The sequence below is a fragment of the Promicromonospora panici genome (genome assembly GCF_900608595.1).
In the GTDB taxonomy this organism is placed as follows: domain Bacteria; phylum Actinomycetota; class Actinomycetes; order Actinomycetales; family Cellulomonadaceae; genus Promicromonospora; species Promicromonospora panici.
This window is the reverse complement of record NZ_UWYY01000015.1, coordinates 82,652-101,821: the sequence shown is the minus strand read 5'-3', so window position 1 is coordinate 101,821 and position 19,170 is coordinate 82,652. Positions and strand designations below refer to the sequence as shown.

Below are 19,170 nucleotides of genomic sequence, written 5' to 3'. Positions count from 1 at the left end.
GTGCGAAGAGGGTCAGCGTGCGGCCACGCGCTGTGGCAGTCCGGTTCGGAACACCACGGTCGGGCGTCCTGAGTGGTCGTCGCAGGTCACGTGCGCCCGGACGCCGTAGACCTCGGCGATGAGCTCGGAGGTGAGCACCTCCGCCGGGGTGCCCGCCGCGACGACCCGCCCCCGCCGGAGCACCACGACCGTGTCGCAGAACATCGCGGCCAGGTTCAGGTCGTGCAGGGCGACGACGGCGGTCACCGGCAGCGCCGCCACCAGCTCGAGCAGCTCGAGCTGGTGGCGGATGTCGAGGTGGTTCGTCGGCTCGTCGAGCAGGAGCTCGCGCGGCTCCTGGGCCAGGGCGCGGGCGATGTGCACGCGCTGGCGCTCCCCGCCCGAGAGCGTGTGCCAGAGGCGGTCGGCCTTCGCGGTGAGCCCGACGTGCTCGAGGGCCTCCGCGATGATGCGTTCGTCCCGCGCGAGCTCGCCGCCGAAGGCGGAACGGTGCGGCGTCCGGCCGAGCCGGACGACGTCGCGCACCACGATGTCGACGTCGGTGTCGGCGTGCTGGGTCACGCTCGCCACGGCCCGCGCGACCTCGCGGCGGTGCAGCTGAGCGAGGTCGACGCCGTCGAGCATGACCGTCCCCGAATCGGGTCTGGACATGCCCTGGAGCAGCCTCAGGAGCGAGGACTTGCCCGAACCGTTGGGGCCGAGCAGCCCGACGGTCGACCCGGGCTCGGGTCGCAACGTCACGCCGTCGACGACGAGCGTGCCGCCCCGCCGCCACGACAGGCGTTGGGCCTCGAGAGTCATGCGCGCCCCCTTCTGCGCAGCAGCAACAGCACGAACACCGGGACGCCGACCAGAGCGGTCCCGACGCCGACCGGCAGCGGCGTGGGCGCGAACGCGACCCGCGAGGCAGCGTCCACCCAGACCATGAACAGCGCGCCGAGCACGATCGTCGCCGGGATCACCCGGGAGTGCCGCTGCCCGAACAGCAGCCGTGCCGCGTGCGGCAGGACGAGCCCCACGAAGCCGATGGCACCGGCGATGCTCACCAGCGTCGCGGTGAGCAGGGCCGTAAGGACCAGCAGCAAGATCCGGGTCCGCGCGACCGGGATGCCGAGCGACGCCGCGACGTCCTCGCCGAACGCGAAGGCGTCCAGCGTCCGGGCCGAGGCCACGCAGACGATGGCGCCGATGCCGACGACGGTGGTGCTGAGGGCGACGTCGTCCCAGCGCATCCCCTCCAGGGAGCCGAGGAGCCAGAACATCACCCCGCGGGCCTCGTCGGAGTCCGCAAACGCGAACATGACGAGCGAGGTCAGCGCCGAGAACAGCTGCGTGCTCGCCACTCCCGCGAGGACAACGCCGGAGGTGCCGCCGCTCGCGAAGCGGGCGAGCAGCAGGACGAGGCCGAAGGCGACGAGCGCGCCGACGAACGCCCCGCCGGACAGCCCGAGCGCGCTCCCGCCGAGGCCGAGCACGCCGATCGCGACGGCGCCCGTGGACGCCCCGGACGAGACCCCGAGCACGAACGGATCCGCCAGCGGGTTCCGCAGGAGCGACTGCAGGATCGCTCCGCACAGGCCGAGCCCGGCGCCACAGGCCGCGGCGACGAGTGCCCGGGGCAGCCGTTCCTGCCACACGATGGCGTCCTCGGAGACCCGCACCGGGATCTCGGCCAGGCCCAGGTGGTTCAGGAGGATGTCCCGGACGTTCACGAGCGACACGTCGGCCGGCCCCAGGGTGATCGCGACACCCACCGACAGGGCGAGGGCGACGACCCCGCCGAGGACCAGGACAGCGGCTATCGCGTGACGTGACCACCGCCGTCCGGGCTCGTACGAGGAACCGGCCGCGACATCAGCGGCGGCCGTCAGGGCGCTCAGAACTGGTCCTCGTTCGCCGACCACCACGCCTGGATCTTCTCCAGACCGTCGACGAAGCGGATGGACGGGTTCATCTCCGCGCCGTGCAGCGCGATGAACCGCTCCTGCTGGACGGCGTCGAGCGTGCCGGTCAGCTCGTCCTGCGTGAGGAACTCGACCTTGTCGTCGAGGAGGTCTCCGGGGAAGCGGTCCCGCTGCAGGTCGCCCAGGACGAGGATGTCGGGGTCCGCCTCGACCACGCTCTCCCAGCCCACGGCGGGCCAGTCGTCCGGAGTGTCCTTGAAGACGTTCTCCATCCCGGTCGTCGTCGCCAGAGAAGACGCCGAGCCCAGTCCGCCCGCGACGTACGGGGTCTTCGTGTCGGCGAACCAGAACATGACGGTCCGCCCGCCGAAGTCGACGCCCTCGGTGGCGGCCGCGGCACGCCCCTGCAGCTCGGCGACCAGCTCCTCGCCACGATCGGGGACGTCGAAGATCTCCGCCAGCTCCCGGATCTCCTGGTACAGCGCGTCCACGGTCAGCGGCGCCGTCCGGGTGCCACCGCCGTTCACGCTCCGGCCGTTGTCGCAGTCCGTCGGCGAGAGGTACGAGCCGATGCCGGTCTCCCCGAGACGCTCGCGGGAGACGACGCCGCCCTCGGCGTAGTGCCGCCCGAACGACGCCGTGACGAAGTCGGGGTCCGCCCCCAGGAGCACCTCGTAGGTCGGCGCGTTGTCCGCGAGCCTCGGGACGCCGTCGTTCGCCTCCGCCAGAGAGTCGAGCACGGGGTCCGTCCACGACGCTGTGCCGACGAGCCGGTCCTCCAGGCCGAGCGACAGGAGGATCTCGGTGGAGTTCTGGTCGAGGGACACGACCCGGGCAGGAGCCGCCTCGACGGTGACTTCCTGGCCACAGTTCTCCAGCGTGAGCGGGTACTCGGTGCTGCCCTCGCCCGCGGATGCCGGGAGCTCCGGCTCCACGACCTCGGACGCACCGCATCCGGTGAGGCCGACCAAAACGGCGACGGAAAGCGCTGCGGTGCGCGCACGTACTACGGGGATGCCCACGGGGTCTCCTGATGGTGCTGCGGTGCCCCGCGGTCGCGGAACGTTCAATGAGGTTAGGTTAACCTAACTCTGGGGTGACGGTGAACAGCGTCCGCGCGCGAGCAGGAGCGCGGACTTCAACTCCGGAGCTCCGGAGGCGATGACCGGACCGCGCTTTCCACGATTGCCACAGCTGTAGTACTAGGCGGTAGCGATCACCGCCAAGACGATCTCGGCTCCGTCGGGGTCGCGAACGTGCGCGTAGAGATCGCCCGTGGCGTCGTCGGCACGCAGGGGCGAGTGGGGTTCCACCCCTAGGCGTGAACAGCGGGCCAGCACAGCATCCATCTCTGCGGCGTCGTTGAGATACAGCACGAGAAACGGACTGTCGCCTGCCTGCCGGCCGAGAGGCGAGCCATCGCGCGCCGGATGCAGCCAGAGGCCACCGTCAGTCAGGCCGCCGGGGCCGATGTGCAGGAGCGGGTACCCCTGAAAGTCCCCTTCGTAGATCGTCCGGAAGCCAAAGGCTTCGCGGTAGAACTCTGCGGTCGCCCGGATGTCGTTGGCCAGAAGGGAGGTGCGGCCGATGCGTACTGTCATGAGGCGATCGTAGAGACGGCTACTGACACCCGGCCCGACGTCAGCGATCACGCCAAAATCGGTCGTCACCGGGTGCGGATCTCTCTACGGCGCCGAGCATGCCCGAGACCAGCACGCTTGACGCCGCACGTGCCCGAAGGGCTCTTACGGCGCGTGTTCCTGACCGGTTCAGTTACTGAGGCCGTCAAGCGCACGAGTGGTGAGATCAGTACTGTCTTCGAGATTCGCTGCGCACCGCCAACAGAGCCGACCATCATCAAGGTCTACGCCGAGCAGTGGCGCTGGAAGCAGGAGAAGGAGATCCACGTCTACCGGCTGCTGGAGCAGCATGGTATTGGTCCGGTGCCCCGCATTCTCGACAGCCGAGGCGAAGACAGCCCTATCGGGCAGGCCTTTACGATCATGACCATGCTCGACGGGGTGCCGCTGTCCGCCGTCAGGGGCGACCTCTCGGACGCCGACGTACGCAGCGCTCGGCGGCGATCCCGCCCTGCACACAGCGATGAAGTCCCGTCTCGCCGAGCAGGCCGGCCTCGTCCGGAACTGCCTCGGCGCCGTGCTCTGCCACAACGTCTTCCACGAAGGCAATGTGCTCGTGGCCAAGCAGCCCGACGGCTGGGCACTCACCGGAATCATCGACGTCGAGAACGCCGTCGCCGCGGATTCCCTCATCGACCTGGCCAAGACCCACTACTACGCCATCCACGGCGACCCGTCGACACGCCAGGCGTTCCACGAGGGCTACGGCCCTCTTCCCGTTCGACGCAATCGCGCAGGCACAGTTCGACGGGATCAAGGCCGCGCTCGCGCGCACCGGTACCGGCATCCACCGGATCACGGACCAGGCAGGGGGCCGGCCCGAAGGGATCCCGCAGGACGGCACGGTCGAGGGCCCGCTCGGCACCACGACCTACATGCACGTCGCCGGCGACTGGTGGGTTCATGCGGGAGCCCGACGACTGACGCGCTCGCCTGGTCGCACCTCAGCCCACGGGATGCGTCCGGGCGGCCCCGTTGAGCGCCTCGTCCAGGGCGGCGGTCCGGGCCCGGAGGAAGGCCTGCGAGACGGCTGCGCCCGCCTCGATGGAGTCGAAGTTGTGGTACGCGCCGGGCACGATGTGCAGGGTGGTGGCGACGCCGGCCTCTTGCAGCCGCCGGGCGTAGGTGACGTCCTCGTCGTGGAACAGGTCGTTCGTGCCGACGCCGATCCATGCGGGCGGCAGGCCGGAGAGGTCATCGTAGCGGGCCGGCGCGGCGAGCGGGGGCACGTTGCCGGCTGAGGCGCCATCCGAGGCTCCAGCTGAGGCGCCGTCTGAGGCGGCGGAGCCGAGGTAGCCGCGCCAGCCGAACCGGTTGCTGGCCGGGCTCCAGATGCGAAGCCGCCGCGGGTCGACGTCGGTTCGGGTCGTGGTCCGGTCGTCCAGCATCGGGTAGGACAGCAGCTGCAGGACCGGACGGATCTCGCCGCGCTCCTTCGCCAGCAGCGTCAGCGCGGCGGCCAGACCGCCGCCAGCGCTCTCGCCTCCGACGGCGATCCGTGCCGGGTCGACGTCGGGCTGGCGGGCGAGCCACTGCAGCGCGGTGTAGCAGTCCTCCAGCGGCGCCGGGAACGGGTGCTGGGGTGCGAGCCGGTACTCCACGGAGACCACGACGATGCCCAGCTCATCGGCCATCCGGCGGCAGAAGGCGCTGTCCTGCGCAGCGTCGCCGAGCACCATCCCGCCGCCGTGGATCCACAGCAGCGCCGGCGTCCGAGGCCGGACCGAAGCCGGCCGGAAGACGTGTACCGACACGTCGGCGTCCACGGCGACGACCTGCGCGTCCGGCCGCCGGGTTCTCCCGGTGAGCTTGGTGAGGAACCGGAGCGCAGGAAGCGTCCGGGCGTTGATGATGGTGCGGGGAAGGAACCGCGCGGCGCGCAGCTGCGGGTTGAAGGAGTGCTCGGTCATCGTTCTTCCTGACGGGAGGGCGACGTCGCCGGGGGTTCCGGCTCGTCAGCGGAGGTGTCGGTCACGTTCGGCGTTCGGTGTCCACCAGGGCCAGGGCGTTGACGAGGCCCTGCTCCAGGAGGTCGTCGGAGAGCTGGCGGTCGGTCAGGGCGCGGGAGAGCTGCAGCGTCCCGGCCATCAGGCCGAGGAGGCTGAGCGCCTTGACGCGTGACGCGAGCGGGTCCTCGGGTGTCATGCGTGCGGCGAGTCCGTCGATGAGGACCAGCACGCCGTCGGTGTACGCCTGCCTGGTCGTGTCGCCGCTGCGCGCGATCTCGTCGAGCAGGGCGGCGTTGGGGCAGCCGTCGTCGCGGTCGTCCCGGTGGCCGGGCGACAGGTACCAGCGCACGATCTGTTCCAAGCCGACCGCGCCGGGCGCCGCCTGCTCGACGACCTTCATGTGCAGCGTCTCCAGCTCGTTGGCGATCGCCGTGTCGACGAGGTCGTCCTTGGACGAGAAGTGGGCGTAGAAGGCGCCGTTGGTCAGGCCCGCGTCCTTCATGAGCGTTGCGACTCCGGAGCCGTCGATGCCGTCGCGCTTGATCCGCCGGCCGGCCGTCGCAATGATCCGCTGCCTCGTCTCCTGCTTGTGTTCCTTCGTGTACCGCACCATGTGTTCCGCTCCTCCAGCTCTGCCCGGGCTTCCGCTTCGGGTACCACCTTCGCAGGTCAGAGCGTCAGCTGGGCATCTCGTTGAACCTGCGGATGACGCGGTCGAAGACCCGGGCCGGGGCGATGCGCTGCACCGCGTTGACGGTCCGGGCGGTCCTGCCGGCGGTGCGCCGCAGCTTCGGGTTCCGGTCGGTGGCAGCCCTGACGATCACCTTGGCGACGACGGCGGGGTCGTCGCCGCCGGTGAGGTTCTTCTCCAGCAGCTGGTCGTAGTTGCGCCGTCCGGCCGCGTAGAGCGGCATGGGGGTGTCGGCCTCCACGCTGTGGCCCGCGAACGGGGTGTTGATCGGGCCTGGCTCGACGAGCAGGACCCGGATGCCGTACTCGCGGACCTCGTGGTCCAGCGACTGGGAGTAGCCCTCGACCGCGTGCTTGGTCGCGACATAGACGGTCATGAACGGGCTGGGGACGAAGCCGCTGAGGGAGGAGACGTTGATGATGCGTCCCTGCCGCTGCGCCCGCATGTGCGGCAGGACGGCCTTGGTCATCCTCATGACGCCGTGGACGTTGATGTCGAAGATGCCCTGCGTCTGGGTGGTCGAGAACTCCTCGGCCGCGCCCGTCGAGCCGACGCCGGCGTTGTTGACCAGGACGTCGATCTGCCCGAACCGGTCGATCACCTGCTTGACCGCCGAGGCGACCGACTCGTCGCTGGTCACGTCCAGGTCGAGGTAGGTGACCCCAGCGGGCGCGGTGACCCGCGCGGTGTCGCGGCCGGTTCCGATCACCTGGAAACCCTTCGCGGCCAGTGCGATCGCTGCCGCCTTGCCGATACCGGAAGTGGCGCCGGTTACGAGCGCGACCTGCTGAGCTGCTGTCATCACGGACTCCTCGGGTTTGTATTACGTTCGTACGACCATACGGTCGCAGGGGTGCCGCGCGCAAGGCTTTCGAGAAGATTGGATGATGATCATCATCTCAAAGACCGCTGCTGCCCGAGGACACCGAGCTTCTCGAGGCCTCGAGCTCGGCGGCGCCCCCATCGCCACGATGGTCTCCGCCAGGACCGGCCCGACAGGGGCACCGCCGGCCGCCATTCATACCAGCGCGGTATAGGCGTGGATCGAGATGGTCTTTCCGCGGGGAATGCCGCCGATGCTGCACTGGAGGCATGGACGAGCAGCCCAGCGCCGAGATCGCACCCAAGCCCGTAGCCCCGTTCGGTGCGGCCCTGCTCGCCACGGCCCTGCTGCTCACGACGGCCGCGTGCACCGGCGACAGTCCTGCCACTGGCGCCGAAGCCAGCGCAGAAACCTCCACGTCGCCACAGCCGGCACGCGGAGACGACCTGCTCTCTCGGCTCCAGGAGGGCGGCTTCACGATTGTCGTCCGGCACGCGGCGACCGACCAGTCCCGGCCGGACGAGCCCACCGTCAACCTGGACGACTGCGCGACTCAGCGCAATCTGTCGGGCGCCGGCCGATCGGACGCGCGGTCGATCGGCACCGCCGTCCAACAGCTCGATATCCCGATCGGAGCGGTGTGGGCCAGCCCCTACTGCCGGAGCAGGGACACTGCTGAGCTGGCCTTCGGCCGGTTCGACGTCGTGGACGGCCTGGAACGGCTGTACCCCGAGCGCGACGAGGAAGCCGACCGGCAGCTGAACCAGCGCATCCAGCAGGAGTCGCCGCGCGCGGGTGAGCCGAACCTGATCATCGCCGGCCACGGCGTGTACCCGAGCGTGCTCTCACCGCCGGTAGCGATCGGCGAGGGCGAGGCGGCCCTCTATGCGAGGAGCGGAGACGGGTTCACGCTGGTGGACCGCCTCGAACCGGGCGACTGGGCGGAGCTCGGCACCGGCGCGAGCGGCCCGAACGCGCTGGGCGAGGGCGCGGCGCAGGTGCCGGACAGCGTGGTCGGCCTGGCGGGGCCGCGCGGCGGATCGGCGTTCCGTGTCGCCGTACCCGGCATCCTGGTGACCAGCGCGCAGCTGGTGGCGGGTTTCGACGAGGTCACCGTCATCCAGCCGGACGGCGGCAGGCCTACCGCCCAGGTGCTGGGCCGCGAGGAGAGCGTTGACATCGCCGCGCTGCGCGTGGACGACGACTCCGGCCTGCCACCGTTGCACTCGGCTTCCGGGCTGGCGGAGGCGAGCATCGGGGACCGGGTGTTCGCCGTCGGAGCCGAGGGTGAGGTGACCAGCGGTTCGCTCCAGGCGCCGGACCAGTCCGCGACCGGGGCCGGCGGCGACCGGCTGGACGTTCTCGGAATCGACGCGGTCGTGCCCACGACGAGCCTGGGCGGGCCGCTCGTCAACGAGGACGGCGCCGTGCTCGGCGTGCTCACCGCAACAACCGGAACGACGACGGGCAGCGTGGCGGTCCCGGTCGACGTCGCTCGCGACGCGGCCCTGGGCATCGTCCGCGGTTCCTGAGCTCCAAGCCACCCTGGTGCTCGGCGGAGGTGCTGCCGAGGCCGAGGTGTGCAGCCCCGCTCAGCCGAGGCCGACCTTGATTCAGCAGGCGCGGGGCGGCCGTTATCGGGCGAGCTATGACTCTGCCCGAGCCTGCTGAACGCAAGTCAGCCCACGAGGCGATCAGCGCGAGGCCGCCGGGCCGTAGAGGGCCGCCCGGGCGCCGGATGCCAGCGCCCAGTAGCGGTCACCGTAGGACCAGTGCCACCACTCCGTGGGGTAGTTGACCAGGCCGGCCGAGCCGAGGGCCTGCGCCAGGACGCCGCGCAGCGCGCGGGCCTCCGGTGCGATGTCAGGGGCGTCGAAGTAGCAGCGTCCGCCGGACATCTCCGGCGTCGCATCGATCGCGGTACCCATGTCGAGCGGGCCGTCGGTGTCGGCCAGCGTCAGGTCGACCGCGGCCCCCGCCACGTGCGGCGCGACGGCGATGGGGGCCACGAACCGGCTCGTCAGGACCTCGAGCTCCCGCAGATCGACGCCGGGATGCTCGGCGAGCACCTCGCCGGAGTACCTGTCGATGATCCGCTGCTGCTCGGCCGGGTCCCGGTGCCCCTCGACCACCTCCAGCCGCAGTCCCTCGGCCAGGAGGTCGTCCTGGGCCCGGCGCAGCCGTTGCGCGAGCCCCACGCGAACCGGAGCGCGCGCCGCGCCGAACGTCTCGTCGAGCTCGACCAGCGGCTCGCCGCACTCCGCCACCGGGATCCGCCCGACCCGCGGATCGGAGAGGAGGACGATCTCGCGGCCACCCGGACCGGACGTCGTCGCGAGACCCTCCGCCGGGACCTCGGCGGACCGCTCCTCCGGCGGGACGACGTGCTGGCTGGTCATGATGCTCTCCTGACAGGGGTCGGTACGGGCTCCGAGCTCTCCGGGGTGACGGCTCAGGCGCCGTCGTCCGGGGCTACCCGTCGCTCAGGACGGGATCCAGGTCGGCGCACGTGCGCAGCTCGTCGAAGTTGTGCCGGGCCAGGTCCGCGCGCCAGCCGGTCAGCGCCTCCGACTGGCCCGTAGGTGTCATCACCGTCGGGACGAAGCCCGACCGGGCGACCTCCCGTCCCTGGACCGTGAGGCGGAGCACACCGGCCCGGGCGCTGAACGGCTGCTCGAGCCCCTCGCTGTACCAGAGGAAGTTCCCCAGGCCGTAGGCGACGTAGGCGTCACCCTCGCGGCCCGCGCCCTGCAGGACGTGAGAGTGCGCCCCCACAATGACGTCGGCTCCCGCATCGATCAGGCCGGCGGCGAACTCCTGCTGCCGGGTCGTCGGGCACTGGTCGCCCTCGCCGCCCCAGTGCGGCAGGACGACGACGAGGTCGCTGTCGGCCCGGGCGGCACGCACCGCCGCGTAGGCGCGCTCGGTGTCGAAAGCCATGGCCATGCCGGACCGGTCCGGCGTCGCCGCCCACTCCTCGGCCAGGTCGTCGACCTGGCTGAACGCGAAGATCGCGATGTCCACGCCCTCGACCGTGCGTCGCAGCGGCGTGAACGCCTCATCGATATCGGCTCCCGCGCCGACCGTGCCCAGCCCGCCGGCCTCCGCCTTGGCGATGGTGTCCGCCAGGCCCTCGCGGCCGTAGTCCATGGTGTGGTTGTTCGCCAGGCTGACGACGTCGATACCGGCTGCCGTCATGGCGGGCACCGACGCGTCCGGCGCCCGGAACACGTAGTTCTTGTCCTCCGGCGTGCCGCGCGACGTGATCGGCGTCTCCAGGTTGACCATCGTGAGGTCGCCGTCGGTCAGCTCCTCGGCGACCGGCCCGAACGCAGTGGCCGGGTCGTCGAGCAGCTCCGCCACGCGGTCCTCGAAGTGCACGTCACCGGCGAACGTCAGGGTGATCTCGGGCGCGGCGGACGGCTCGGCGCTCGCCGACCCGGTGCCCGCCGTCCCCGAGGCGCAGCCCGCCACGACGAGCGCCGCCGTCGCGACGAACGCGGCCACGGCAGGCCGGGCGCTGAAGGGGGCACCGAACGACGTGGACGATCCCGCCCGGCTCACGAGGGTCCGTCGGCGTGTCATCGGTCCACCTCTGCGAGAACGGGAGATCGGTCCAGGGCGGGCGGCGCCTGGTTCGCGCCGCGGTGCCGCCGTCGGCCCACGAGCAACTGCCCCAGCCGCACCAGACCCGTCGCCACCACACCGCAGACGACGATCGCCGCCACGATGACCAGCGGCTCGACCACGGCGGCCGGGTACTGCAGGCCGGGCCCCGCCTTCCCGAGCCGCTCCAGCACCACCTTGTCGAAGAGCGCCAGGAACGGGATCTGCACCAGGAAGATCGCGACGGCGGCGTTGCCCACCCGCACGAACCCTCGGGATCCGGACCGGGCGCCGCCGAGCTTCGCCACCAGGAGCAGGGCGAACGGGAGCACCGCGAGCCCCGCGACGGTCACGGCGAGCGTGTCGGGAAAACGGGGCACCGCCAGGACCGCGGCACCCACGAGCGCCACGGCGCCGTACGGCGCCAGGTCCCGCCAGGAGGCGGTCTCCCCCACCTGGTCGATCGCCGCGACGAACCGCATGCCGACCAGGAGGAAGACCAGGAACGTCGGCGCGGGCGTCAGCAGGGTCAGCGCCGCGAGCGCCACGACGACGACCCCCGCCGGCAGCCGCCGGGTCAGCCGCGCCACCACGGGGACGAGCGCGAGCGACCAGAGCAGCGACAGCTCAGGCGGGGGCAGCAGCACCAGGGACCCGATCTCGGGGATGGTGCGGGCCGGGATCCCGGTGAGCCCGGGGTTGAACCGGCGCAGCACGGCGAGCGTCAGGCCCAGCCACGCGACGTGCGCCACGAGCAGGGGCAGCACCCAGCGCAGCAGCAGGCGCCCCCAGGACCGGCCCTCCGGCTCGGCCAGGCGGACGACGTCGCGGCCGATCGCGGTGAGCAGCAGGGGCATGCCGAGCACGCCGAGCATCGCGCCGAGGACCCACCACACGACCGGCACGGGCGCGTCGATGACCCACTCGACCTGCAGGTAGTGGCGCGCGACGACGTAGGCGGTGACGACGGCGACCACCCCGGCCACCGCGCTTCTGGACTGCATCATCGGGTGATTCTGCGCTATGGGACGAGCGTGCGACATCAGGCTCGCTCGTAACGGCCGTGCTCGGAGCCGTGCTCATAACGACGCGGCACCCTGGCCCCGATCCCCGTCAGGATGTCGTTCGGGTTGGTGTCCGCCCATTCCGCCCACTCGCGGGCCGTCGGCTCGCCGTCGGTCCCGGGGCCGAACATCACGGCGACGTCACCCGGCTGCACCGGGAGGTCGCCGACGTCGAGCACTACCTGGTCCATGGCGACGCGCCCCGCGACCGGGCAGCGCTCACCGCCGACCTGGAAGGCGGCCACGCCGCCCGCCTGGCGCGGGACGCCGTCGGCGAATCCCAGCGGGACCAGGGCGAGCGTGGTCTCGTGCTCGGTGACGTAGTCGTGGCCGTAACCGACGCCCGTGCCGGCCGGGACGCGCTTGGTGAGCAGCACCTGGGCCTGCACGGTCATCGCCGGCTTCAGGCCGTGGGTCATGTCCGGCACCGGCTCGACGCCGTACAGGCCGATGCCGATCCGCAGCAGGTCGAACCGGGTCTCGGGCACCCGCAGCGCGGCGGCCGAGTTCGCGAGGTGGACGAACTCCGGGTCGAGCCCGGCGTCCGCCGACTGCCGGCGCGCGCGGTCGAACGCGGCGAGCTGGTCGTGGATCCCGGGCATCTCGGGCTCCTCGGCGTTGGCCAGGTGGGACCAGATGCCGCGGACCCGCAGCACACCCTCGTCGTGCAGGGCGCTCGCGCGGTCGAAGAACGGGTTCCACTCCGCGGCGGGGACGCCGCCCCTCGACATGCCGGTATCGACCTTGAGGTGCACGTTCGCCACGTGGAGGGTGGCCCGGGCGGCGTCGGCGACGGCGTCCAGGGACTCCACCGAACCCACCGACACGTCGATCCCGGCGAGCAGCAGCTTCTCGAAGGTCTCCGACGGCGGGTAGAGCCAGATCAGGATCGGTGCGGTGATGCCGTCCGCCCGCAGGGCGAGTGCCTCCGCGGCGTTCGACGCGCCCAGCCAGGTTGCCCCTCCCGCCAGCGCGGCGCGGGCCGCCTGGGTAGCGCCGTGGCCGAACCCGTTCGCCTTCACCATCGCCATGACGCCGGTACCGGTACGGTCGGCGAAGACCTTGGCATTGTGGGTGATGGCGTCCAGATCGACTACCGCCTCCGCCATCGTGGCCATCGGCCGAGCGCGGGAAGTTGGAACAAACACGGAGGCTACCTTCGCGGACACTTCTGCTCACTCTCCAGTCCGTTCGATGCTCACCTCCCTGACCAGGCATGTTATATACGACACGTCCGGAGGCGGCGACCGCCGTCGACGAGCGGCAGACGAGCAGGTGACGAGCAGGATGACGCGCGGGAATGGCCACCCTGGTGAGCGACGAACCGAGCACCAAGTGGCCTTCAGGTCGAGCGGACACTTGCACCAGGATGCAAGCCCGGAGCGCCCGGGGGCGCTTCGTCGTGCGCGGCCGGTTACAGGACGGCGTCGCAGGACCGATCTTGGAGTGAAAATCTCGATGCCGACCAGAATCCGGGCGGTTGTGCTCTTCGGCGGGCGCAACACCGAGCACGACGTCTCCTGCCGTTCCGCGGCGAGCGTCGTGCAGCACCTCGACCGCAGCCGTTACGAGGTGGTGCCGATCCGCATCACCTCGACGGGGCACTGGGTGGTGGGCACCGACACCGAGCAGTCGGTCGTGACCGACGTCGCCCTGCGCGAGATGACCCCGGAACCGGTGGACGCCCAGCTCAGCGTGCTGGAGACCCTCGCCCGCGCGGTCGAGGCGATGCGCGGCGCCGACGTCGTCCTGCCAGTGCTGCACGGGCCGTTCGGTGAGGACGGGACCGTCCAGAGCGTGCTCGAGCTGGCGGGCGTCCCCTATCTGGGCAGCGGCGTCCTGGCGAGCGCGACCAGCATGGACAAGGACTTCACCAAGCGTGTCCTGGGCGCGCGGGGCATCCCGGTGGCGCCCGGCGTCGTCCTGCGGACGCCGGCGGACGAGCTCGGCGAGGACGACAAGGAGAAGCTCGGCCTGCCGGTCTTCGTCAAGCCGTCGCGTGGCGGGTCCAGCGTCGGGGTCACGCGCGTCGACGACTGGGCGCAGCTGCCCGCGGCGCTGGAGCTCGCCCGCGAGAGCGACACCAAGACGCTGGTCGAGGCCGGGGTGCCCGGCCGGGAGATCGACATGGGCGTGCTCGAGCTCGAGGACGGCCGCCTGCTGACCAGTCCACCGCTGGAGATCAAGGTGGGCGAGGAGCACGGCTGGTTCGACTACGACGCCAAGTACGAGGCTGGCATCACCGACTTCGTCGTGCCCGCCGACCTCGACCCGCAGATCACCGAGCAGCTCTCGACGATCGCGCTCGACGTGTTCCAGGAGCTGGGCTGCGCGGGACTGCTGCGGGTCGACTTCTTCCTGCCCGAGGTGGACGGCAAGCTGGTCCCGACGGTCAACGAGGTCAACACGATCCCCGGCCTGACGTCCATGTCGCAGTTCCCGCGGATGTGGCAGGCCGCCGGCACGCCGTACCCGGAGCTGCTGGACATCATGATCGCGACGGCGCGGGCGCGAGGCCCCCAGCCGGCCGTCCTGTCGTGAGCGCAGAGCCTTTCGTGAGCGCGCAGGCCCGGACCGGCGCCGCGCAGCCGACCGTAACGACCCCGGCCGAGCCGGCAACGGCGTCCGCCGCACCCGCGAAGCCCCGGGCGGAGTGGGCCGACGTCGCCAAGGGCGTGTGCATCCTGCTCGTCGTGCTGTGGCACGTGATCATGAAGATGTACCTGACGATCGACTGGCACCTGCCGGTGCCGCTGCCCGGTCTCTGGGGCGCTTTCGGCGACATGCTGCTGCCGCTGCGGATGCCGGTCTTCTTCACGATCTCCGGCATGTTCGCGTTCGCCGCGGTGCAGCGTTCCTGGTCGACGGTGGCGCGCAGCCGGATCGCGCGGTTCTACTACCTCTACCTGGTGTGGTTCACGGTGCACACGCTGGTGCTGTCGATGGTCCCCGACTTCGACACCCTGGCCGCACGCAGCGCCCTGGACGTGCTGGAACAGCTCACGATCACCCCGACCAACCTCTGGTACCTGGTGGCGCTGGCGCTGTACTTCGTCGTCGCCAAGCTGACCCGCCGGCTGCCTACCTGGGCGGTGCTCGTGCCCGCCCTGGCGCTGTCGGTGATCGCCTCGGCCGACCTGCTGGCCGCGCCGGGCAACCGCGGTCAGCTCTATCAGAACCTGTTCTTCTTCCTGGTCGGCCTACGTTTCCGACCGCTGATCGAGCGCTGGGCGAAGGCCGCGACCCTGCCCCGCTTCCTGGTCGGTGGTGCGCTGTACCTCGGGCTCATGGTCGGCGTCCAGGTGCTGAACGCGCAGGACGTGTACGGCGTGTGGCCGGCGGTCTGCATCGTCGCGGTGGTGGTCGGCATCGCCGGCGCCGTCCAGCTCGAGCGCTGGCGTGCGGGCGCCGCGCTGCTCGCCCGGCTCGGACGGCAGACCCTGCCGATCTACGTGATACACATGCCGCTGCTCGCCCTGCTCACCGCGGTCCTGGTGGGCCCGTTCTCCCAGCTGGGCACCGGGCCGCAGCTGGTGGTCGCCGTGCTGCTGCCGATAGTGCTCGTGACGCTGCTGGTCTCGGTGTGCCTCACGCTCCACACCTGGTTGCTGAACGCCGGTGCGACGTGGCTGTTCGACCTGCCGACGTTCAGCCGGGCTGCTCGTCGCGGGTCTCCTGCCACCACAGCAGGCTCCCCAGCACAGCCAGGCCCTGCGCCAGGTGCCGACGGTACGTACTGAACGGGAGCCCCAGCCGCTCGGCGGCCGCCTCCTGCGTGGGGGCGCCGCCGAGGTAGGTGGCCAGCAGGGCGCGATGGCTCTTGCTCTCCCGGGGGTCCTGGCCCAGCTCGTCCAGCGCGCCCTGCAGGACCGCGCGCAGCGCGGCGACCGGGTCGGTCTCGGCGTGCCGCGCGACCAGCCGGCTGCGGGTCAGCGGGTTCGTCGCGAGCAGGTCGGGACGCCGCCACGACCGCAGGGCTTCCCGGACCTCGCTCTCGAAGGCCCCGCGGGACAGCCCGTCCGGGCCGGCCGCCGAGGGATCGGCGTGCGGCGCGTCCTCGGTGGTGTCCCGGTCCGACCCCGTGCGGCGGGCCGGGTCGCCGGTCGTGAGACGCCGCCGGGTAGTCCGCCGGGTGGTGGAGCGGCGGCCCGGCTCGGGGTCCTGTGGGTTACGCCATCGCCGCTCCGTCGTCACCGCCTCGCGGACGAAGGGCCGCAGGTACAGCCCCTGCGGCCCGGGGTCGACGAACGACAGCGACCGCAGCCACTGGAACAGCTCGGCGGCATCGTCGGCGGCGTTGTCGGCCACCCCGAGGGAGGCCTCCGTCGTCGGCTCGCTGGTGGCACACGCCTCCAGCGCCCGGCGGTGCGCGGGGGTGGGCAACGGCCCGACGACACGCTGCAGGACGACGTGCGCGACGGCGAGCCGCACCTCGTCGTCGGACCTGCCGGCGTTGTGCGCGTCGATCGCGACGAGCAGCGCGAGCGGGTTGCCGTCGGTGATCGCGAGGAGGCCGGCCTGCTCGTCCCGGGGCACCGCGCGGCGGTCGAGCAGCAGGCGCGCCTCCTCGGGCGACAGGTCCCGCAGCTCGTGCACGCTCAGCAGCTCCTGCCAGCCCGGGTCGGTGGTCCACTCCAGCGCGGGTGGCGTGCGACCGGCCAGCACCACGACCGTCCCGAGCGGCAGCGTGGGCAGGAATGCCTCGCGCAGCCAGGACTCGGCCGGACGCCAGTCGTCGAAGTCGTCGATCAGCAGGACCGGGGCCGGCGCGGCGTCGGACGACGGGCCGGTGACCCGGGAGAGCTCGGTGACGAGCAGCGCCGTGGACCGCGCCGGGTCGAAGCGTCCGGTGCGGACCACCCGGCGTCCGGCGTCCTCGGCCTCGTGCGCGAACCGGCGCAGCAGCGTCGTCTTGCCGGTCCCGCCCGCGCCGTGCAGGAACAGCACGGTGGAGGCCCGTTCGTGGGCCATTGCCGTCCGGAACGCGGCGGTCTGCTCGCCGCGGCCCACGAAGGCCCGCTCGCGGGCGAGGTCGAGCCGGTGCCCCAGAGCGGTGGCCGGTGACCGGCGGGCCGGCATCGACGGCGTCTGGACGACGCCGTCGGGGCAGGCGACGCGGCGTCGGCGCACCTCCGATCCGCGGCGCTGGACCGGCGCGACGAACGGAGCTGGCTGGACGTACGGAACGGACTGGACCGACGGAACGGGACTGGTCTCGTTCCGGGACGATGGCGGTGTCGTCACGGGCTCCTTCTCTGGGGCTGCTCTGGGGCCGGGTGTGCGGGTCGCCGCGGGATGGTGCGGAACACGCCCGCAAGAATGTAGCGGGCGGCGCACGCGCGGGTCGACGTAAGTCGACTGTCACACACACCGTCCCGCAGAGCATCATCCCGTGGGTGGAAAACGACCGCCCGGCGACGAGCGGATCAGCTCCCCGCCGGCCACACCACGCGGGCCGAGCCGCCGCCGAGCCGCGTCGGCTCCGCGACGGCGGTGAGCAGGCCGCCCGGGCCGATCTCGATCGCGGTCGCCGCCCCGATCGTCGGCGTCGGCGCGAACCTGTGCCCGTAGCCCGTCAGCGCCGCGCCGTAGGCGTCGACGAACCCCTGTTCCGCCGGCGTGGTCGCCGAGTTCTGCGGTGTCGCGCGCGGCGCGGCGATCGCCTGCTCGATCGTCATGCCCAGGTCGATCCGGTTGATCAGCATCTGCAGGACCGTCGTAATGATCCGCGACCCGCCCGGCGACCCGAGCGCGAGCACCGGCCGCCCGTCGGCCAGCACGATCGTCGGCGACATGGACGAGCGCGGGCGCTTGCCGGCCTCGATCCGGTTCGGGTCGTCGGCGTCGTACCGGATGCTGAAGTCCGTGAGCTCGTTGTTCAGCAGGAACCCGCGGCCGGGCACGACGATCCCCGACCCGCCGATCTGCTCGATGGTCAGTGTGTACTCGACCACGTCGCCCCACCGGTCGACCGCGGTCAGGTTGGTGGTCGACGTGCTCTCGGTGTCCTCGGGGCTGACGCCCGGCACGGCGGGCTCGCCGCACTCGCCGTCGTACGACCTGGCATCGCCTGCCGCCACGGGCTTGGGCGCGGCGCCCGCCGGGTCGAGCAGGCAGGCCCGCTCCCGCGCGAACGTGTCGTCCAGCAGGCCGTCCACGGGCACGTCCACGAAGTCGCCGTCGCCGAGGTAGGCCGCCCGGTCGGCGAAAGCCAGGGCGCTCGCCTCGATGTAGTGGTGCAGCGCGGCAGGATCGTCCAGCGACGCCAGGTCGAACTGCTCCAGGATGTTCAGCGCCTCACCCACGGTGGTCCCGCCCGACCCCGGCGGCGCCATCCCGTAGACCTCGTACCCGCGGTACGAGACGACCGTCGGGTCCCGGTCCACGGCCTCGTACGAGGCGAGGTCCTCGGCGGTCAGCGACCCGGCCGGCACCGGGAGCTCGATCTCATCGGCGACCGGCGGCGCCTGCACGGCGTCCGCGATCTCCTGCGCGAGCGGCCCCTCGTAGAACGCGTCCACTCCCCCGCGGGCGAGCATCCGGTACGTCGCCGCGAGGTCAGGGTTGCGGAACACCGACCCGACCTCGGGCGCCGCGCCGTCCGGCAGGAACAGCTCGGTCGTGGGGGTGAGCGCCTCGAACCGCGCCTGGTTCGCCACGGTCTGGTCGTGGAACAGCTGGTCGACGACGAAGCCCTCCTCCGCCACGGCGGTCGCCGGGCGCAGGGCCTGGCGCAGCGACGTCGTACCCCACCGCTCCAGCGCACGCTCCCACGTGGCGGGCGTTCCCGGGACGCCGACGCTCACACCACTCGTGACCAGGTCCGGGTAGAACGGGTACGGCTCGCCGGTCGCTGGGTCGACGAACGCGTCGTGCTCCATCGCCGACGGCGCCGTCTCGCGGCCGTCGATCGTCTCGACACGGCCTGTCGCGGCGTCGTAGTGCACGAAGAACCCGCCGCCGCCGATCCCGGCGCTGTACGGGTCGGTCACGCCGATCGCCGCCGCCATGGCGACCGCGGCGTCTGTTGCGTTGCCGCCACGTCGCAGCACGGTCAGGCCCACCTCGGAGACGACGGGATCGAGGGAGCTGACGGCGCCCCCGTACCCGACCGACGTCGGCACCCGGGGCGGCTCCTGCGCGGGAGCGGGGCGCGCTGCGTCGGCGGGGCTGGACGCGTTGGCAGGGCTGGACGCTATTGCCGGGCTGGACGCGATCGCCGGGCTGGACGCGATCGCCGGGCTCGATGCGATGGCGCCGGTCAGCGCCAGGGCGAGCGCACCGGTGACCGCTGCTGAACGAACGACGAGTCTGCTGTACATGGGCACGTCCCCCCGGCTGTGCGTCCGCTGTGCGATGCCAGGAAGTATGCCGCGCGAAACCACCAAGAAGGTGCATATCGGCCCCGCGTGGCGCCGCCAGTCCGCTGAGTGCTGGATATTCGCTCCTTCCGGCCGTTCAGAAGGGCAAATATCCAGCACTCAACGAGCGCC

Annotated in this window: 17 protein-coding genes and 1 pseudogene; 5 read left to right on the top strand and 13 right to left on the bottom strand. The window is 71.7% G+C overall.

Annotated features, from left to right (window positions below; translation table 11 throughout):
- Window positions 1–12: 12 nt before the first annotated feature.
- From EW117_RS18375 to EW117_RS30260, 4 genes are all read right to left on the bottom strand, one after another.
- Window positions 13–801: an ABC transporter ATP-binding protein gene (locus EW117_RS18375; RefSeq protein WP_129788158.1), complete on the bottom strand. Its 789-nt coding sequence runs from the start codon at window positions 799–801 to the stop codon at window positions 13–15.
- The gene (locus EW117_RS18370; RefSeq protein ID WP_422891162.1) at window positions 798–1,904 is read right to left on the bottom strand and encodes a FecCD family ABC transporter permease; all 1,107 of its coding nucleotides are present in this window, start codon (window positions 1,902–1,904) and stop codon (window positions 798–800) included. Before EW117_RS18370 ends, EW117_RS18375 begins: the two co-directional genes overlap by 4 nt.
- Window positions 1,877–2,926, bottom strand: coding sequence for an ABC transporter substrate-binding protein (locus tag EW117_RS18365; protein ID WP_129788157.1), 1,050 nt, complete (start codon window positions 2,924–2,926; stop codon window positions 1,877–1,879). Before EW117_RS18365 ends, EW117_RS18370 begins: the two co-directional genes overlap by 28 nt.
- A 180-nt stretch (window positions 2,927–3,106) precedes the next feature.
- Entirely contained in the window at window positions 3,107–3,505 is a 399-nt protein-coding gene (locus EW117_RS30260) for a VOC family protein (protein ID WP_129788156.1), read from the bottom strand.
- A 72-nt stretch (window positions 3,506–3,577) separates the two neighbouring features.
- Between EW117_RS30260 and EW117_RS30830 the strand changes: the two are divergent.
- Together EW117_RS30830 and EW117_RS30825 are read left to right on the top strand one after the other, a co-directional pair.
- Window positions 3,578–3,919 (top strand): annotated as a pseudogene (locus EW117_RS30830) (phosphotransferase); the annotation flags it as partial.
- An 88-nt stretch (window positions 3,920–4,007) separates the two neighbouring features.
- Window positions 4,008–4,523 (top strand): phosphotransferase, encoded by a 516-nt coding sequence (locus EW117_RS30825; RefSeq protein WP_129788155.1) that lies wholly within the window; start codon window positions 4,008–4,010, stop codon window positions 4,521–4,523.
- Here EW117_RS30825 and EW117_RS18345 read toward each other — a convergent pair.
- The 3 genes from EW117_RS18345 to EW117_RS18335 all read right to left on the bottom strand — a co-directional run bounded on the left by EW117_RS18345 (window position 4,489) and on the right by EW117_RS18335 (window position 6,986).
- Window positions 4,489–5,454 (bottom strand): alpha/beta hydrolase, encoded by a 966-nt coding sequence (locus EW117_RS18345; RefSeq protein ID WP_129788154.1) that lies wholly within the window; start codon window positions 5,452–5,454, stop codon window positions 4,489–4,491. The genes EW117_RS30825 and EW117_RS18345 overlap by 35 nt on opposite strands.
- Window positions 5,455–5,515: 61 nt before the next feature.
- A complete protein-coding gene (locus EW117_RS18340) occupies window positions 5,516–6,106 on the bottom strand; it encodes a TetR/AcrR family transcriptional regulator (RefSeq protein ID WP_129788153.1) in 591 nt (196 codons plus the stop codon).
- Window positions 6,107–6,170: 64 nt separating this feature from the next.
- Window positions 6,171–6,986, bottom strand: a complete 816-nt coding sequence (locus EW117_RS18335; protein WP_165362764.1) for an oxidoreductase — start codon at window positions 6,984–6,986, stop codon at window positions 6,171–6,173.
- Between the two features lie 290 nt (window positions 6,987–7,276).
- On the opposite strand from EW117_RS18335, the gene EW117_RS18330 reads away from it, so the two are divergent.
- The gene (locus EW117_RS18330; RefSeq protein WP_129788151.1) at window positions 7,277–8,539 is read left to right on the top strand and encodes a trypsin-like peptidase domain-containing protein; all 1,263 of its coding nucleotides are present in this window, start codon (window positions 7,277–7,279) and stop codon (window positions 8,537–8,539) included.
- A 162-nt stretch (window positions 8,540–8,701) separates the two neighbouring features.
- On the opposite strand, the gene EW117_RS18325 is transcribed toward EW117_RS18330, so the two are convergent.
- The 4 genes from EW117_RS18325 to alr form a co-directional block, all read right to left on the bottom strand.
- On the bottom strand, window positions 8,702–9,406 hold the full coding sequence (locus EW117_RS18325) for a M15 family metallopeptidase (protein WP_129788150.1): 705 nt from the start codon (window positions 9,404–9,406) through the stop codon (window positions 8,702–8,704).
- A 73-nt stretch (window positions 9,407–9,479) separates the two neighbouring features.
- A complete protein-coding gene (locus EW117_RS18320; protein ID WP_129788149.1) occupies window positions 9,480–10,592 on the bottom strand; it encodes a CapA family protein in 1,113 nt (370 codons plus the stop codon).
- Window positions 10,589–11,620 (bottom strand): hypothetical protein, encoded by a 1,032-nt coding sequence (locus EW117_RS18315; protein WP_129788148.1) that lies wholly within the window; start codon window positions 11,618–11,620, stop codon window positions 10,589–10,591. Before EW117_RS18315 ends, EW117_RS18320 begins: the two co-directional genes overlap by 4 nt.
- A gap of 35 nt (window positions 11,621–11,655) precedes the next feature.
- On the bottom strand, window positions 11,656–12,795 hold the full coding sequence (gene alr, locus EW117_RS18310) for an alanine racemase (protein WP_207211923.1): 1,140 nt from the start codon (window positions 12,793–12,795) through the stop codon (window positions 11,656–11,658).
- Between the two features lie 340 nt (window positions 12,796–13,135).
- On the opposite strand from alr, the gene EW117_RS18305 reads away from it, so the two are divergent.
- Together EW117_RS18305 and EW117_RS18300 are read left to right on the top strand one after the other, a co-directional pair.
- Entirely contained in the window at window positions 13,136–14,218 is a 1,083-nt protein-coding gene (locus EW117_RS18305; RefSeq protein WP_129788147.1) for a D-alanine--D-alanine ligase family protein, read from the top strand.
- Entirely contained in the window at window positions 14,215–15,417 is a 1,203-nt protein-coding gene (locus EW117_RS18300; RefSeq protein ID WP_165362763.1) for an acyltransferase family protein, read from the top strand. Before EW117_RS18305 ends, EW117_RS18300 begins: the two co-directional genes overlap by 4 nt.
- Here EW117_RS18300 and EW117_RS18295 read toward each other — a convergent pair.
- Both EW117_RS18295 and ggt read right to left on the bottom strand, forming a co-directional pair.
- Entirely contained in the window at window positions 15,326–16,921 is a 1,596-nt protein-coding gene (locus EW117_RS18295) for an ATP-binding protein (protein ID WP_129788145.1), read from the bottom strand. The genes EW117_RS18300 and EW117_RS18295 overlap by 92 nt on opposite strands.
- Before the next feature lie 182 nt (window positions 16,922–17,103).
- Window positions 17,104–18,999, bottom strand: a complete 1,896-nt coding sequence (gene ggt, locus EW117_RS18290; protein WP_129788144.1) for a gamma-glutamyltransferase — start codon at window positions 18,997–18,999, stop codon at window positions 17,104–17,106.
- Between the last annotated feature and the right edge of the window lie 171 nt (window positions 19,000–19,170).

Coding starts and splice junctions, on each gene's coding strand:
- EW117_RS18375 (WP_129788158.1), bottom strand. CDS start 801: ATGACTCTCGAGGCCCAACGCCTGTCGTGGCGGCGGGGCGGCACGCTC.
- EW117_RS30260 (WP_129788156.1), bottom strand. CDS start 3,505: ATGACAGTACGCATCGGCCGCACCTCCCTTCTGGCCAACGACATCCGG.
- EW117_RS30825 (WP_129788155.1), top strand. CDS start 4,008: ATGAAGTCCCGTCTCGCCGAGCAGGCCGGCCTCGTCCGGAACTGCCTC.
- EW117_RS18345 (WP_129788154.1), bottom strand. CDS start 5,454: ATGACCGAGCACTCCTTCAACCCGCAGCTGCGCGCCGCGCGGTTCCTT.
- EW117_RS18340 (WP_129788153.1), bottom strand. CDS start 6,106: ATGGTGCGGTACACGAAGGAACACAAGCAGGAGACGAGGCAGCGGATC.
- EW117_RS18335 (WP_165362764.1), bottom strand. CDS start 6,986: ATGACAGCAGCTCAGCAGGTCGCGCTCGTAACCGGCGCCACTTCCGGT.
- EW117_RS18330 (WP_129788151.1), top strand. CDS start 7,277: ATGGACGAGCAGCCCAGCGCCGAGATCGCACCCAAGCCCGTAGCCCCG.
- EW117_RS18325 (WP_129788150.1), bottom strand. CDS start 9,406: ATGACCAGCCAGCACGTCGTCCCGCCGGAGGAGCGGTCCGCCGAGGTC.
- EW117_RS18320 (WP_129788149.1), bottom strand. CDS start 10,592: ATGACACGCCGACGGACCCTCGTGAGCCGGGCGGGATCGTCCACGTCG.
- EW117_RS18315 (WP_129788148.1), bottom strand. CDS start 11,620: ATGATGCAGTCCAGAAGCGCGGTGGCCGGGGTGGTCGCCGTCGTCACC.
- alr (WP_207211923.1), bottom strand. CDS start 12,795: ATGGCCACGATGGCGGAGGCGGTAGTCGATCTGGACGCCATCACCCAC.
- EW117_RS18305 (WP_129788147.1), top strand. CDS start 13,136: ATGCCGACCAGAATCCGGGCGGTTGTGCTCTTCGGCGGGCGCAACACC.
- ggt (WP_129788144.1), bottom strand. CDS start 18,999: ATGTACAGCAGACTCGTCGTTCGTTCAGCAGCGGTCACCGGTGCGCTC.